This window comes from Variovorax sp. UC122_21, from assembly GCF_044056785.1.
In the GTDB taxonomy this organism is placed as follows: Bacteria; Pseudomonadota; Gammaproteobacteria; order Burkholderiales; family Burkholderiaceae_C; genus Variovorax.
Window position 1 is genome coordinate 436688 of sequence record NZ_CP172003.1, and the last position, 15085, is coordinate 451772.

Below are 15085 nucleotides of genomic sequence, written 5' to 3' on the forward strand. Positions count from 1 at the left end.
CCCGGGCAAAGGGTCAGGCGTTCCAGTGGCGCGACACGAACGCAGCCGCGCGGTCGAGCGCCTCGCGCGCGCTGGCCAGCTCGCGGGTGTTGAGCTGGAACACGTGGTGCATGCCCTGCCACTCCTCGAGCTCGACCTGTGCGCCCGCCTGGCCGGCCACCTCCGCGAGACGGCGCGAATCGTCGCGCAGCACCTCGTCCGAGCCGACCTGGACCAGCGTGGGCGGCAGGCGCCGCAGGTCCGCATCGAACAGCGGCGAGCCGCGCGGATCGCTGGCCGGCGCGCCGCCCAGGTAGGCCGCGGCCGAAGCACGCAGGTAGCCGACATCGAGCAGCGGATCGCCGACGGCCAGTTCCAGTGCGCTCGCGCCGCTCAGGCTCAGGTCGGTCCAGGGCGAGAACGCGACCAGCGAAGACACGGCGATGCCCTGCCTCGCGGCCTCGAGCACGGTCGCGAGCGACAGGCCGCCACCGGCCGAGTCGCCCACCACCGCCACCGCGCCGAAGCGCGCTGCCAGCCCCGCGAGCGTGCGCAACGCGAGGTCGCGTGCGGCAGGGAGCACGGCCTCGGGCGCCAGCGGGTACTCGAGCACGAAGACCGGCACGCGCGTGCGCGCCGCGAGCTGGCTGGCCAGCCCCACATAGGCGCTCGCATGGCCCAGGCCGTAGCCGCCGCCATGGATGAACAGCAGCGTGCGCCCGGGCATGGCCTGCGCGGGCTCCGCCCACCAGCCGGAAGCGGCTTCGTCGACGGCCTCGCGCGCCGCGACTTCGGTAGCAGTGGGCGTCTGCGCGATGAAGCGGTCGTAGATGTCGCGCGGCGTGCCGGGCGCGGTGGACCAGAAGCGGCCGAACTCGAGGCGCAGCGCGCGCGCGGCGGCGATGTCCTGGGGATCGATGGGAACGAGGGCCATCAGCGGACTCCGAAGCCGTGGCCCGCGAGATGCCAGGCCATCATCATGGTGGTGATGTTGGGCGGCGCGCTCGGTGCCCTGGGCATGATCGACGCATCGATCACGAACAGGCCCGGCACGCCGTGGACGCGCCCGCCGCCATCGACCACGCCCTGGCCGGGCGGTCCCATGCGGCAGGTCGAGGTCGGGTGCGCATAGCCGTCGAGCTGTTGCTCGATCGCGCGCTGCAGGTCGTCGCCATCCGAGAACTCAGGCCCCGGCGCCATCTCGGCCGCAACCATCTGCGCGAACGGCGACTGCCGCCCGATCGCGCGCGACAGCCGCACGGCCTCGAGCATGCGCGCCATGTCGCGTGGCGTGCCCAGCAGGTTGTAGCGGATGCGCGGCGCGCTGCGCGGATCGCGGTCGGCCAGCTCGAGGCTGCCGGTCGCCTCGGGCTGCGTCACCGACACCGCCAGCACGATCGCGCCGCCCGTGGGGCTCAGCGCCGGATCGAACAGGTGGGTGGCCGAGATGTGCAGGTCGAGGTCGCCGGGCTCGGCCTGCGAGGACGCGGCCCAGAGGATCGCGCCCGCCGCGGGATGCATGCCGGCGGCCTCGGGCGTCAGCGCATAGACGTTGTAATAGAACGGATGCTCCTGCAGGCCCTGCCCCACCGGCAGGTCCGCCACCAGTGGTATGCCCAGCGACGCCAGGTGCGGCGCGGGACCGATGCCCGATCGCATGAGGATCGCCGGACTGCCGAAGGCGCCCGCGCTGAGGATCACCTGGCCCGCGCGATGGCTCCGGCCCTCGGCATCGACCACGCCCACGGCGCGGCCGTCCTCGAACAGCACGCGATCGATCTCCACGCCACCGCGGATCGCGAGGTTGGGCCGCGCGCGCACGTCCTCGCCGAGGAAGGCGATGCCGGTGTTGATGCGCCGGCCCGAGATCACGTTGAGCGGATAGGGCGCGACGCCGGCCTGCTGCTCGCCGTTGAAGTCCGCCACGCGCGCGAAGCCGAGTGCCGCCGTTGCATCGACGAAGCCATTGAGCGCCGGCGTCAGCTCGTCGCGCCGCCGGTTGCGGATCGGCAGCGGCCCCGCGCGACCGCGGAACGCGTCATCGCCGTCGGGCGTGTTCTCGATCGCCTTGAAGGCTTCGAGCAGCTCGGGCCATTGCCAGCCCTCGATGCCGAGTGCGCGCCACTTCGCGAAGTCCGCGGGCCGCGAGCGCATCGCCACCGCCGCGTTGACGGCCGAGCTGCCGCCCAGCGTCTTGCCGCGCGGCGCGTGGATGCTGCGGCCCGCGAGACCGGTCTCGGCCTGGTAGCCCCAGTCGTGGCCATCGGGCCCGCCGGCCGTGTCGGCATCCGCGAGGTCGCGCGGAAACACGTTCGGCCGGTAGGCTTCGCCGGCCTCGAGCAGCAGCACCTGGCGCGCCGGATCGGCGCTGAGCCGATGCGCGAGCACCGCACCCGCCGAGCCGCCGCCGACGACGATGACGTCGAAGGCAGCGCTCATCGCGACAGCGCTCCGGCCACCTGGCCCATCAGCACCGCGAACGGCATGTCGAGCGCGGCATACACGTCGAGCGCCTTCGGATCGGCGTTGTCGCCCATGATCTCGACCATCAGGGTCGCGTAGTCGGAGATCTCGATGCCGAGCGTCGTCAGGCGCGCGATGCCTGCCTCGCGCTTGGCGGCCGAGAAGGTGCCGCAGGCGTCGATGGCGACGATCGGCTGGTAGCCCTCCTCGCGCGCCGAGATCGCCGGCAGCGAGGCGCAGACCTCGAACGACAGCCCCGCGATGATCAGATGGTCGCGCTTCGTCGCCTTCACGGCCTCCACGAACGGCGGGTAGTCCCAGGCGTTGACGGTCGAGCGGTCCATGATCTCGCCGCCGCTTAAGGCTTCCTTGAGCTCGGAGGCCGTCGGCCCCCCACATGCTGTCGCGCGCCGTCGTCACCGCGACGATCGGCAGGCCCAGGACCTTGGCCGCCTTCGCGAGGCCGACGACGTTGTGCTTGAGGTCACTGACCGTCATGTCGCGCACGCCGGTCATCAGGCCGACCTGGTGATCGATGAGCAGAACGGCGGTGTTGTCCCGCGTCATGCGGGTGCGTTGGGTTTGCATTGGTGTGACTCCTTGCGCTGGTTGGTGCGGGTTCGAAACGTGAGGCATTCGAACGGATGCGCCAGGCAGGGTCAACGAGATCGGCGGGGATCGGGGCTGGAAGGATCTTCCAATGGGTTGGAGGGTGGGAGAGGTTCCAATGGGACGGATGCTTTTGCCGGGATCACCTGCTGCGGCAGGCAACGTCGATCGGGACAGGGAACCCCGTGACGCGGAACGCCGACGTCGTCTCTACGCGGAGATGGAGATCGACGTCCTCGGCACGGCCTCTGCCCTCAACCGTCGTGGCTCTCGCTCGGCCCTTCGGTCCCATCCGCATTCCAGAAGCGCCACACGCCGACTTCGCGCCCATCGCGATAGTGCCACTCGGAGGCCGGCCGGCCATCGGGATGGAAGTCGCGCCAGAGCCCGTCTTCCTTCCCGTCGACGTAGTGGCCTTCCGATGCCACCGTGCCGTTCTCGTGATAGGCCACGAACAAGCCATGCCGGATCCATCGCGTCCTGTCGGGAGACATCACCCTCGTGTAGCGGAATCGGATGGTTCCAGATTCGTAGGGGATCTCGGCGACGTTGAGGTCGGGGTCGGCGGTCATGTGATGCAGGGGAAAGGCGGTGCGTCGATCTCAGTCTAGCAACTGCCGCAGCGCTCCCGCGTCAGGTGCGCTCGCTCCGCCCCCCACGACCTGCACCGTATGCTCCCCCAGCATCGGCGCCCTCGCCTCCCGCTTCACCCCACGTTCGCCATTGAAGCGAATCGGCTCCACCACCCCGCGGTAGCTGCCCAGCGTGGGATGCGCATGCGTCGCCAGCAGCCCCTGGTGTTCGACCTGCTCGTCGTCGAACACCTCCTCGATGCCGCGCACCACGGTGCATGGCACGCGCGTGCCGAAGATCGCTTCCCATTCGCGGGCGTCGTGTCGCATCAGCGCGGCGCGCAGTTGCGGGACGAGCTCGGCCTCGTTGGCCTTGCGCAGGCGCATGTCGGCAAAGCGTGGATCGCGCGCGAGGTGCGCGAGGCCCGTGAGTTCGCACAGCGACTCCCAGAACGGCTGGGTCTGGGCCTGCAGGTAGACGTAGCCCTCGCGCGTGGGGTGGATGCCCGAGAGCGCACCGCCGCGCAGGTCGCGATCGACGCCGGGGCCTTCGCCTTCGGCCCACACCATGCGGCCCGCCTGCATGGCGAGTGCGGCCTGCAGCAGCGACGTATCGACGCGCTGCGGCAGGCCGGTACGTTCGCGCTGGAACAAGGCGGCGCAGATGCCGGTGGCGATCAGGCTCGCGCCGTAGAAATCGACGGCCGAACCCCACACCACGCGCGGCTCGTCGCCCGGATAGCCCTGCGCCTTGGCGATGCCGGTGCGGCATTGCAGCACCTGGTCGAAGCCGGGGCGCTGCGCCTGCGGGCCGTCGGGGCCATAGCCGGTGAAGCTGCAATAGATCAGGCGCGGCTGGATCGCGGTCAACGTCTCGCAATCCAGCGCCAGCCGCTCGGCCACGCCGGGGCGGAAGTTGTGCAGCACCACGTCGGCCTGGGCCACGAGCCGGTGGCAGGCCTCGCGGTCCGCGGGCTGCTTGAGGTCGAGCACGATGCTGCGCTTGTTGCGGTTCACGCCGATGAAGGCGCGGCTCTCGCCGGGCAGGGGTCGACGGGTAGTAACGCATCGGGTCGCCCTCGGGCGCCTCGATCTTGATCACGTCGGCGCCCAGGTCGCCCAGCAGGCTCGCCCCGTAGGGGCCCGCGATGTAGGTGGTGAAGTCCAGCACCTGGATGCCGTCGAGTATCTGTTGCGCCATCGATGTCGTCGTTTCGGGTCGTGGGGGTGTGATGAAGAACTAGGCGAGCAGGCGCCGCGCGCGATCGACCATGGGGCGATCGATCATGCGGCCGTCCAGTCGCAGCGCGCCCAGGCCTTCGGCGTCGGCGCGGGCATGCGCCTCGAGCACCTTGCGGGCCTGCGCGATCTCGGCCTCGGTGGGCGCGAACACGCGGTTGAAGACCTGCACTTGCGCCGGGTGCACGGCGGGCGTGCCGCTGAAACCCAGCCGGTGCGACAGGCGCGCCGCGCCTTCGAGCGCGTCCATGTCGTCGAGCTCGGCGATGGAGGCGGCCAGCCCCCAGCAGGCGAGGCCCTCGGCCGCGGCGCACATCGCGACGCGCGCCGCGGCGGGCACCAGCAGGTCGGCATGCGGAGGGCGGCCGATCGCGGCCGCGTAGTCCTCGGCGCCGAAACCCAGCGCGCGCAGGGCGGGATGGGCGGCCGCGATCGCATCGGCGCGCAGCACGCCGCGCGGTGTCTCGATCAGCGCGACCAACGATCGCGGACCCGTCGAGCCGCGCTCGCGCGCATGCCGCTCCAGCTGCACGAAGGCCGCGCGCACCTCGCTCGGCGATTCGACCTTGGGCAGCATGACGGCATCGACGCCCGCGGCCACGCAGGCCTCGAGGTCGGCATCGAGCAGCTCGGCCTCGGCATTCACGCGCGCCATCAGCGGCAGGCCGGTGCCGCGCAACGCCGCGGCCGCATGCGCCAGCGCGAGCCGCGCCTCGGCCTTGCGCTGCGGCGCGATCGCGTCCTCGAGGTCGAGGATCAGCGCCTGCGCGCCGCGCTCGCCCGCGCGCGCGAAGAAGCGCGGCTCGAGCACCGGCACGAACAGCGCGCAGCGAATGCGGTGGGCGTCCATCGGCCGTTCCTCAATCGGCGGTGATGCCCAGGCGGGCCACCACGCCTTCCCACACCGGCGCGTCCTTGAGCATCTGGGTGCGGAAGCTCTCGACCGGCATCACCAGCGGCTCGGTCTCCATGCTCGCGAACTGGGCCTTGACCTCGGGCGAGGACATCACGGCCGCCATCTCAGTGCTGATGCGTTCGACGATGGGCGCGGGCAGTTTCGACGGGCCGAACAGCCCGCCCATGGTGTTGAGCGTGAGGCCGGGATAGCCGAGTTCAGCCATCGTCGGCACCTCGGGGTAGGTGGCCAGGCGCTGCGCCGAGGTCACGGCCAGGGCCCGCAGCCGCCCGCCGCGAATCAGCGCGCCGGCGGCGATCGGCGAGTCGGTCGAGAACAGCACCTGCCCGCCCGCGAGGTCGGCCAGCGACTGGCCGCTGCCCTTGTAGGGCACGTGGGTGGCCTTGGCATTGACCTGCTGCAGGTACATCTCGGTCGCGAGGTGCGTGAGCGTGCCGGTGCCGGAGGACGAATAGCTCGATGGCGCCGCGGCCAGCCGCTTCGTCAGTTCCTGCAGGCTGCGCGGGCTGTCGGGCTGGGTGCCGACCAGCACCATGTAGGGACTGCGCAGCGCCGCGGCCACTGCGGTGAAGTCGCGCAGGTGGAATTTCGCGTTGCGGTTCATCGCCGGCACCACCACCAGCGGCGCGGTGGTGCTCAGCAGCAGCGTGTAACCATCGGCCGGCTGGTCGAGCACGAACTGATGGCCGATGATGCCGCCGCCACCGGCCTTGTTCTCGACGTAGACGCTCTGCTTGAGCCGCTCGCCGAGCTTGCTCGCGAGCAGGCGCCCGATCACGTCGCTGCCCGAGCCCGTGCCCTGCGTCACCACCAGCCGGATCGGCTTGCTCGGATAGGTGTCGGCCAGCGCCAGCGGCGCCACGCCGGCCAGCGGCAGTGCGGCGCCCGCGGACAGCGCGCGGATAAAGTCTCTACGATGCATGCGTTTGTCTCCAGTGGCGTGTGTTTCGCCTAATTAGTCGAATATTCGAATATTATCTCTTCATGGCGCATCCAACAAGTGCCGGCGCGGCTTTGTCCATCCAGGACATCGTCGACGCCATCGTCCGCGAGATCGACGAAGGCCGTTATCCCGTCGGCAGCCTGCTGCCTTCCGAAGCCCAGTTGCAGGCGCAGTTCGGTGCCACGCGCTACCGCCTGCGCGAGGCCATGAGCGCGCTGCGCAAGCTCGGCGTGATCGATTCGCGCGCCGGCATCGGCACCCACGTGCTGGCGCGCAATCCCACGCCCTTCTTCGTGCATTCGCAGCAGACGCTCGAAAGCATCATGGAGGCCGCGCGCACCACGCAGCTCAAGCTGGAGCGCGCCGGCCTCGTCGCCGCCGACGAACAACTGGCCGGCCTGCTCCAGGCCGCGCCGGGCAGCCAGTGGCTCTTTCTCGACACGCTGCGCTACCTGCGCGGCGAAGCGCGCCCCACCGGCGCGCTGTGGCTCTACATGCGGCCCGAGTTCGCAGGCGTGGCCGAGCGCCTGGAAGGATGGAACGGCCCGGTCTTCAAGCTGATCGAGCGGCTCTACGGCGTGGGCGTCGCGGTGGTGGAACAGGAGATCGACGCAGCGCCGCTCGAATCGCGCCTGGCCGAACGCCTGGATGCGGTGCCCGGCTCGCCCTGCCTGCAGGTCACGCGCCACTGGTTCGATGCCGCGGGCAAGCTGGTGCAGTGCTCGGTCGGGCTCTATCCGCAGGGCCGCTCGCGCTATCGGTCGCGGCTGCCGCTCGCGAGTCTCTGAAGCGGAGCGGCCGGGCATCGGGCGCCGCCGATGCCGAGGCTGTCGGTGTTCACCTAAGGTGACCGCCTTAACAACCGGGCGTCTTCTGCGCGGCGTGGGTGGGCTATAGCATTTTCGGCTTCACCCATAACGAGACATCAATGAAGCGCCTGTTCACGATCGCGATCGCGGCCCTCGCCGCCCTTCCTGCGTTCGCCGAGTATCCCGACAAACCGATCATGATCGTGGTGCCCTTCGCGGCCGGCGGCCCCACCGACAAGGTGGCGCGCGACTTCGCCGAGGCGCTGCGCAAGCCGCTGGGCAACGTGGCGATCACCATCGACAACACCGGCGGCGCCGGCGGCACGCTCGGCGCCGCCAAGGCGGCGCGCGCGGCCAACGACGGCTACACGCTGATGCTGCACCACGTGAGCATGGCGACCTCGCCCTCGCTGTACCGCAAGCTGCCCTACAAGACGCTCGAGGGCTTCGAATACCTGGGCCTGATCAACGAAGTGCCGATGACGCTCATCAGCTCGAAGTCGGTGCCCGCGAACAACTTCACCGAGCTGCGCAAGTGGCTCGAGACCAACGGCAGCAAGACCAACCTCGCCAACGCCGGCATCGGCTCGGCCTCGCACCTGTGCGGCCTGATGCTGCAGAGCGCGCTGAAGATCGCGCCGCAGACCATCCCCTACAAGGGCACGGCACCGGCCATGACCGACCTGATCGGCGGCCAGGTCGACATCATGTGCGACCAGACCACCAACACCACCGCGCAGATCGAGGGCAACATGGTCAGGGCCTATGCCGTGACCACGCAGCAGCGCCTGAAGACGCCGGTGCTGGCCGCGCTGCCCACGCTCGACGAGAGCGGCCTCAAGGGCTTCAATGTCAGCATCTGGCATGGCCTGTTCGCGCCCGCGGGCACGCCCAAGGCGGTCACCGACAAGCTCAATGCGGCGCTGAAGGTGGCGCTCAAGGACCCGGCCTTCATCAAGAGCCAGGAAGGGCTCGGCGCCGTGATCATCACCGACGCGCGCGTCAACGGTCCGGAGCACAAGAAGTTCGTCGAGACCGAGATCGAGAAGTGGGGCGCGGTCATCAAGGCGGCCGGCCAGTACGCGGACTGAGCATGGACCGCGCCATGACGACGAATCCGAACCGCCTGCGCCTGCGGCTGATCGCCCTCGCGGCGCTGGCGCCGCTCGCGGGCGCCGCCGCGGCCGCCTCGCCGAAGTTCTCGGTCGAGCTCGTGGGCGGCCGCATCAAGGGCGACGACACGCTGAAGGTGCGCCAGGGCGACCAGGTGCAGATCAGCGTGCTCAGCGACCAGCCCCTGGTGCTGCACCTGCACGGCTACGACATCGAGACCCAGGTGACGCCGCCCGCGCCCGCGCTACTGAGCTTCAAGGCCAGCCTCGCGGGCCGCTTCCCGGTGCACGAGCATCGCCACGGTCCGGGCAACCACCGCGCCGTGATGTTCATCGAAGTCCATCCCTAGGCGCGCCCTGAAAACGCTTCGCTTCGAGACCGGTCTCGCGATCGCATGCGCCTCGGCCGGTGCGCAGGCGCACGGCTTCGGCCAGCGCTTCGACCTGCCGCTGCCGCTGTGGCTGTGGCTCACGGGGGCCGGCGCGACCCTGGTGCTGACCTTCGCGGCGCTCGCGCTGTTCGCGCGGCGCCACGACTTCGGTTCCTCCTTCCCGCGCGACACCGACCTGCTGCGCTTCGCGCCGCTGCGCCGCATCGCGCATCCGCTCGCGGTGGTGCTGCGAACGCTGGGCTGCGCGCTGTTCGTGCTGACGCTGGCCACCGGCTTCCTCGGCAATTCCGACGCCTATGCGAACCTGATCGTCACGATGGTCTGGGGTGCTGTGGTGGGTCGGCATGGCCTTCTTCTGCGCGCTGGTCGGCGACCTGTGGGAGATCGTCAACCCGCTGCCCACGCTGTACCGCGCCGCCGCGCGCCTGGTCGGCGGCGGCCGCGAATCGCTGGGCCTGCCCTGGCCGAAATGGCTGGGCGCCTGGCCGGCGGTCGCGCTGTTCTTCGCCTTCGCCTGGACCGAGCTGGTGTGGCAGGACAAGGACCTGCCCTCCGCCCTCGCCGGCGCCCTGCTGGGCTATGCGCTGCTGAGCTGGGCCGGCATGCTGCTGTTCGGCGTGGAGGCCTGGCGCCACCGGGCCGATGCCTTCGCGATGGCCTTCCGCGTGCTGGGCCGCTTCGCGCCACTCGAGCTGCGCGGCTCGACGCCGACCGAGCCCGCGCGCCTGCGGCTGCGGCCCTACGGCGCCGGCCTGCTGACGACCGATCCGGTGCCGAATTCGGTGGCGGCCTTCGTGCTGCTGATGCTCGCGACCGTCACCTTCGACGGCTTCCACGAAACCCCGCTGATGGACCGCATCGGCACCGCCGCCCAGACCTCGCGCACGGTGGCCGAGACGCTGTTCACGCTGTCCTCCGCGACCGGCATGGACGAGACGCAATGGCTCAACAGCGTCATGCTGCTGCTGTTTCCATTGGCCTTCGTGCTGATCTTTCGCGGCGTGGGCGCGTGGATGCTGCGCCTGGCCGGCAGCACCGAACGCGCGGCGGTGAACGCGATGGTATGGAGCCTGGTGCCGATCGCCGTGGCCTACCACCTCGCGCACTATGCCTCGCTGCTGCTGACGACAGGGCAGTTCATCGTTCCGCTCGCCTCCGATCCCTTCGGCTGGGGCTGGAACCTGTTCGGCACTCGCGGCCGCACGGTCGACCTCGGCATCGTGAGCCCGGCCGTCTACTGGTACACGGCCGTGACGCTGATCGTCGTCGGCCATGTGCTCGCGGTCGTCGTCGCCCATGTCGAGGCCACGCGCCGCTTCGCGAACCACCGCGCGGCGATGCTGAGCCAGCTGCCGATGCTCGTGCTGATGGTGGCCTATACGAGCCTGAGCCTCTGGATCATGGCGCAGCCGATCGTGGGGTGAGCGGCGCCTGCGGCCCTACGCCTCTGTCCAGGGGTTGATGACCGTCAGGCCCGCCGCTTCATAGGGCGACGTGTCGCGCGATGCCACGATGAAGCCACGCGATGCCGCAATGGCCGCGATATAGCCATCCGGCGTCGGGAAGCCGCGACCGCCGCTCCTGGCGGTTACGGCCAGGTCTGCATAGTGGCGCGCTGCATCCGTGTCGAACGGAAGAACACGATCCTTGAACAGCTCCAGCAACTCACGCAGGGCTCGGTCGAGCAGATTCTTGCGCTTGCCCGCGGGCAACGCCCGGATCCCGAACAGCAACTCGGCCAGCGTGACGCTGGACAGGTAAAGACTCTCTGCCGCCTGGTCGTTCAACCACGCCCTTACGGCCGCATCCGGCTCCGGTTTCATCGCCTCGGAGACAACGTTGGTGTCGAGGACGATCATTCAGTCGAAGCTCAGCGGTTTGGCCGGCGTCTTGTCGCGCACATTCTCGAAGACCGCGAAATCCTCATTGGTCAGGCCGATCTTGCGACCGATGGCAGCCAAGGCGTCTCCCACGAGCACGCGCTTCTCCGGCTTGACCACGGACGCCAGAATCTCGCGCACCTCCGCTTCCGTACTGCGGCCATGCTGGGCAGCCCGCACGCGCAAGGCGCGGTGCACGTCGTCGGGCACATTTCTTACCGTCAGGATTGCCATGATTCAAATCCCCTTGAATGCCGTCAATGACAGCAATTATATTCAAATGCTGTCACCATCGCCGACATCCGGTCGCTCTTCAGCTTCCGCGCCGCAGCTGCGTGGCTTTCCTGTCATCCACGCCGAGCGATATCAGGGTGTCGCGCCTTGGCGCTTCAGAAACCCCTCGACCACGCCCGCGAAGTACGACGGATGCTGCTGCATCGGATAGTGCCCGCAATCGGGCACCACCCGCAGCTCCGCGTTCGGATGCCACGCGAGCAAGGTGTGCTTCATCGCCTCCGCATCGAGCCCCGGATCCCTGTCGCCGACGACCACCAGGAACGGCGTGTCGAGCCCTCGCACCTCGTCGGCGAAATCGGCCGTGACCAGCATGTCGAGGTAGCGCCTGCGGCATGCGGGCGCCACCGCCTCGCGGTGGCGCCGCACCTTCTGCTCGACCCATTCGTCGGGCAAGCCCCCGCCGACGAACTTGAACAGCCGCCGAAGCGCGTCATCGTCGTCGGCCGTGCTGGCAAAGAAGGCCAAGGCCTCCGGATCCAGCCTGTTGCCGGCGGCTGAAACCGGGCACACGGCGATCGCGCTCGCGATGCGCGAAGGCGCGTCCGCCGCGAGGCGTTGCGTGACCATCCCGGTCATCGAGTGACCGAGGACGTGGAAGCGCCGCCAGCCGAGGCGGCCGGCGAGCGCGAGGCAGTCGGCGGCGATCTCCTTCACCGTGAACTCGCCCGGCAGTGCGATCGACAGCCCATAGCCGCGCAGGTCGGCGAAGACATGGGTGAACGCCTGGCCGTCGAGCCAGGGCAGGAGCGCGTCGTAGTTCGCGTGGTCGCCGAGCCAGTCGTGCAGGACCAGCACGGGGATCGGCCCATGGCCATGCCGGACGTATCCGAGGCCGGCGTGCGATGCGGGGCGAATCTCGAGGGGTGCTTTCATCTCCGGGTTCCATGGAAGTTGCGGAACAAAAAGAAAACGCCCCCCCGGCGAACCGGGAGGGCGTTTTGAAAGTGCCGCGATGCTATCGACCGCGCGAGCGAAGGTCAACAGGCATGCGCGGTCCTTGGCATCTTCAGCTCTTGAGGTTCGCCACCACCAGCTTCCCGCCGCTCTGCAGGTAGCCATTGGTCGTGAACGAGCAACCCTCGGTGCAGCTCAGCGAGAAGTAGCCCTTGTTGCCGCCGTTGTCGGTCACCTGCAGGCGGAACTTCGCGGGCTGGCCGTCGAAGCTGCCGTCGGCGTCGATCTGCACCGAGTTGCTGGTGGCCGTGACCTGCGCGCCATCCGCGTCGATGGCCGAGCCCAGGCGCGTCACCGCGCCCAGCTGCACCTTGTTGCCCAGGCCCTCGATGCTCAGGCTGACGCTAGCGCCCTTGCTGTCGCGGCCGGCCTTCAGCGCCACCGTGAGGTCGCCCTGCGCCGTCGCCACCTTGCCGCTGACGTTCGCGCTGCGGCTCATGCACGGGTTGTACTGCGGGTTGGTCAGCTCGAGCGATACCAGGCCGCCCTGGTTCCAGCCGGTGTAGTAGAGGCAGTTCTCGGCGTCGTAGCGCGGATCGGGACGCGTGAAGTCCATCTTGCTCGGCGTGTTGCGCCGCGCGACGTAATAGCCGATCTCTTTCGGGCTGGTGGGATCGGTCCAGTCGGCGAAGCGGATGCCGCCCGATGCGGCCGCGTAGACGGCCACGCGCATGTGGTTGCGGTCGTCGAAGTTCAGGTAGTGGACCATCGGGACGTTGCCGCCCTCGGCCACCAGCGTCGGGCAGACGCTGGCCTTGTTGGCATCCTGCTCGTAGGTGCCGACGATCTTCGGGTGCTTCTCGTCCGAGATGTCGATCATGCGCCCGAAGCTCTGCTGCTTGCACTGGTTCGGCAGGCCGTTGGTGTCGCTGGTCGTCAGGGCGTACGACTCGTCGGTCGAGACGATGTACTCCTTGCCGTTGACGTGGCGCACCCATTCGGTCGCGTGCGTCGCGGCGGTCGAGGTCATGCGCGCATAACCGCCCTGCTCGAACTCGGGGTTGGGCTGCTGGTCGCACCACGAGAGGAAGCTGATGTACTTCAGCTTCGGATCGGCCGCGCGCTTGACGATGTCGCTCGAGTCCATGATCAGCAGGCCGTTGGCGCAGGTCTGGTCGCGCCAGAAGGTGGTGGTGGGCGTGGGCAGGTTGCCGGCCACCTGGCCGCCGCCGCCGTACACCGCGAGATAGAGCCGCGTGCCGTCGGGGTTGGTGCTGACGTCGTGGATGTTGGTCGCGGCCATGATGCGCCAGTTCTTGTTGTTCTTCACCTCGTCGGGCAGCTGCGAGCGGTTCCAGCTCAGCAGCAGCTTCGGGTTCTTCGGGTCGTCGAGGTTGGTGATGTGCAGGTCGACGCGCTTGTTGTCGATGGTGTAGTTGGCGAAGTTGTCGTCCGTAGGCGAGGTGCCGCCGGTGATGAGCGTGGTGCCGCCGTCCTTGGCCGTGGTGCCGAAGGGCACGCCGTACCAGGTCTTGCCGTCGGGCGAGAGCCAACCGTCGTGGTGGCCGCCCGAGGACTGGTAGCTCGCGTTCAGCGGCACCGGGTGCAGGCAGTCGCTGACGTCGTAGACGTCCACCATCTTGTTGTCCTTGTAGCCGGCAACCAGCAGGTCGCCCGAGAGCTCGAGGCCCGAATAGGCTTCGAGCGCGGCCGGAGTGCGCAGGATCTTGCCGTTCGGGTTGACCGGGGTGGCGGCGGTGGTTTCCTCGCCCCACTTGTTGGTGCTCGTGGCCTTGACGCTGGCCGACGGCGCGGTGCCGACGACCGTGGTGTCGCCGCTCGCGGGCACGACCTGCATCTTCGTCGGCGTCTTCATGTCGAACACGATGATGCCGGTGGTCAGCGCGGCATCGCCGCCGGCCGCGCCGTCGCGGTTGGAGGCATAGGCGCAGCGCGTCGATCCCTTGGCCTTGATCTGCAGGTCGCCGAAGGCACCGCGGCCGAACAGCGTGTTCTGCGCGACCTTGCGCGCGCCGCACCAGTAGCCCTGGAAGCCATCGGGATTGGCGGTGGCGTCGTACATCGCCGACTTGGGGATGTGGCCATTGACGCCCGGCTCTCCCTGGTCCCCGGGACCGGGCTCGCACAGCCGCGGCGGTGTCACGTAGTCCTGGGCAACAGGCCCGGTGTCGGTGGGCGGCTGGTCGGTGGACCCCGCGGGTGGCGGCGCGGAGCCGACGATGAGCGGCGCGCTGTCGTTGCTGCCGCCGCACGCGGCGAGCAGCAAGGCGCTGGCGAGGGCGCCAACCAACAGCAGGTTGGCTCTGGGGGCTTGTCTTCTCTTCATGGTTCTTCTTTCTCTGTCAAAAAACACGGGGCCAGGGGAAAGTCTTCGCGTCAATGTCCGAACGGGGCGGGGTCGCCCGCGAATGCCGGTTCCACGTCCGGCTCGCGGGGGATGGACCGGGCGGGAAGGCAGCGGCGACGCGACGGTGCGGTCGGCCTCGATCACGACCGACTGCCCCGCGCCGGCCAGCACCACGCTGTCGGGCTGGATCGCGCTGACGGTCAGGCCCTCGACGTGGCCACCGACACGCAGTTGCAACAGCTGCGAATCGCTCGTGCGGCGCATCAGCGCGAAGCTGTCCACGCCATCGGCCGCCACGACCGTGCCGACGAGCTTGAAGGCCGAGACGGACAGCGCGGCATCGACCGGCTTCGCGGGCGCCGGCACGGGCTTCGGTGCCGGCGCCACCACCGGTGCGGGAACCGCAACGACCGATGGCATCGGCGCGACGTCGGACGAGGGCCACCACCATGTGGCCGACAACGCGACGACGAGCACCGCCGCGAGCCACCAGGGCCAGCGAATGCGATGCGTCACGGAAGCCGGCATGAGGTGTCGTCGTGGTTGTGGAATGGGCGCAGAGATTAGTTGTGAAAGCCCTGCGTCAGAAGACGACCAACGGTTAAAACGTTC

General features: G+C 69.3%; 15 protein-coding genes and 1 pseudogene. 4 read left to right on the top strand and 12 right to left on the bottom strand.

Annotated elements, in window-relative coordinates; translation table 11 throughout:
- Nucleotides 1-13 precede the first annotated feature (13 nt).
- From ACHMXE_RS02195 to ACHMXE_RS02225, 7 genes and pseudogenes are all read right to left on the bottom strand, one after another.
- Nucleotides 14-913 (bottom strand): alpha/beta hydrolase, encoded by a 900-nt coding sequence (locus ACHMXE_RS02195; protein WP_395346560.1) that lies wholly within the window; start codon nucleotides 911-913, stop codon nucleotides 14-16.
- Nucleotides 913-2418, bottom strand: a complete 1506-nt coding sequence (locus ACHMXE_RS02200) for a GMC family oxidoreductase (protein WP_395346564.1) — start codon at nucleotides 2416-2418, stop codon at nucleotides 913-915. Before ACHMXE_RS02200 ends, ACHMXE_RS02195 begins: the two co-directional genes overlap by 1 nt.
- Nucleotides 2415-2786, bottom strand: coding sequence for an isochorismatase family protein (locus tag ACHMXE_RS02205; RefSeq protein ID WP_395346567.1), 372 nt, complete (start codon nucleotides 2784-2786; stop codon nucleotides 2415-2417). Before ACHMXE_RS02205 ends, ACHMXE_RS02200 begins: the two co-directional genes overlap by 4 nt.
- A gap of 519 nt (nucleotides 2787-3305) precedes the next feature.
- Nucleotides 3306-3623 carry a toxin-antitoxin system YwqK family antitoxin gene (locus ACHMXE_RS02210; protein ID WP_395346569.1) on the bottom strand — a complete coding sequence of 106 codons (318 nt, stop codon included), beginning with the start codon at nucleotides 3621-3623 and terminating at the stop codon, nucleotides 3306-3308.
- A gap of 30 nt (nucleotides 3624-3653) precedes the next feature.
- A pseudogene (locus ACHMXE_RS02215) lies at nucleotides 3654-4824 on the bottom strand (CaiB/BaiF CoA transferase family protein).
- Between the two features lie 39 nt (nucleotides 4825-4863).
- Complete coding sequence (locus ACHMXE_RS02220) at nucleotides 4864-5712, bottom strand: HpcH/HpaI aldolase/citrate lyase family protein (RefSeq protein WP_395346571.1); 849 nt, start codon at nucleotides 5710-5712, stop codon at nucleotides 4864-4866.
- Nucleotides 5713-5722: 10 nt separating this feature from the next.
- Complete coding sequence (locus ACHMXE_RS02225) at nucleotides 5723-6700, bottom strand: Bug family tripartite tricarboxylate transporter substrate binding protein (protein WP_395346573.1); 978 nt, start codon at nucleotides 6698-6700, stop codon at nucleotides 5723-5725.
- A gap of 92 nt (nucleotides 6701-6792) precedes the next feature.
- Here ACHMXE_RS02225 and ACHMXE_RS02230 point away from each other — a divergent pair, with 92 nt between their 5' ends.
- The 3 genes from ACHMXE_RS02230 (at nucleotide 6793) to ACHMXE_RS02240 (ending at nucleotide 8992) form a co-directional block, all read left to right on the top strand.
- Entirely contained in the window at nucleotides 6793-7509 is a 717-nt protein-coding gene (locus tag ACHMXE_RS02230; RefSeq protein WP_395346576.1) for a GntR family transcriptional regulator, read from the top strand.
- Nucleotides 7510-7649: 140 nt separating this feature from the next.
- Nucleotides 7650-8621, top strand: coding sequence for a tripartite tricarboxylate transporter substrate-binding protein (locus ACHMXE_RS02235; RefSeq protein ID WP_093347169.1), 972 nt, complete (start codon nucleotides 7650-7652; stop codon nucleotides 8619-8621).
- Between the two features lie 14 nt (nucleotides 8622-8635).
- On the top strand, nucleotides 8636-8992 hold the full coding sequence (locus ACHMXE_RS02240) for a hypothetical protein (RefSeq protein WP_203206936.1): 357 nt from the start codon (nucleotides 8636-8638) through the stop codon (nucleotides 8990-8992).
- On the opposite strand, the gene ACHMXE_RS02245 is transcribed toward ACHMXE_RS02240, so the two are convergent.
- Nucleotides 8973-9380: a hypothetical protein gene (locus ACHMXE_RS02245; protein WP_395346580.1), complete on the bottom strand. Its 408-nt coding sequence runs from the start codon at nucleotides 9378-9380 to the stop codon at nucleotides 8973-8975. The two genes, ACHMXE_RS02240 and ACHMXE_RS02245, sit on opposite strands and share 20 nt — an antisense overlap.
- On the opposite strand from ACHMXE_RS02245, the gene ACHMXE_RS02250 reads away from it, so the two are divergent.
- Complete coding sequence (locus tag ACHMXE_RS02250; RefSeq protein ID WP_395346582.1) at nucleotides 9379-10458, top strand: hypothetical protein; 1080 nt, start codon at nucleotides 9379-9381, stop codon at nucleotides 10456-10458. The genes ACHMXE_RS02245 and ACHMXE_RS02250 overlap by 2 nt on opposite strands.
- A gap of 15 nt (nucleotides 10459-10473) precedes the next feature.
- On the opposite strand, the gene ACHMXE_RS02255 is transcribed toward ACHMXE_RS02250, so the two are convergent.
- The 4 genes from ACHMXE_RS02255 to ACHMXE_RS02270 all read right to left on the bottom strand — a co-directional run bounded on the left by ACHMXE_RS02255 (nucleotide 10474) and on the right by ACHMXE_RS02270 (nucleotide 14989).
- Nucleotides 10474-10893 (bottom strand): type II toxin-antitoxin system VapC family toxin, encoded by a 420-nt coding sequence (locus ACHMXE_RS02255; RefSeq protein ID WP_203206934.1) that lies wholly within the window; start codon nucleotides 10891-10893, stop codon nucleotides 10474-10476.
- Nucleotides 10894-11148 (bottom strand): plasmid stabilization protein, encoded by a 255-nt coding sequence (locus ACHMXE_RS02260; protein ID WP_203206933.1) that lies wholly within the window; start codon nucleotides 11146-11148, stop codon nucleotides 10894-10896. It lies immediately after the preceding gene.
- A gap of 132 nt (nucleotides 11149-11280) precedes the next feature.
- Nucleotides 11281-12084, bottom strand: a complete 804-nt coding sequence (locus ACHMXE_RS02265; RefSeq protein WP_395346585.1) for an alpha/beta fold hydrolase — start codon at nucleotides 12082-12084, stop codon at nucleotides 11281-11283.
- Between the two features lie 133 nt (nucleotides 12085-12217).
- A complete protein-coding gene (locus ACHMXE_RS02270; protein ID WP_395346587.1) occupies nucleotides 12218-14989 on the bottom strand; it encodes a hypothetical protein in 2772 nt (923 codons plus the stop codon).
- Nucleotides 14990-15085: the final 96 nt, after the last annotated feature.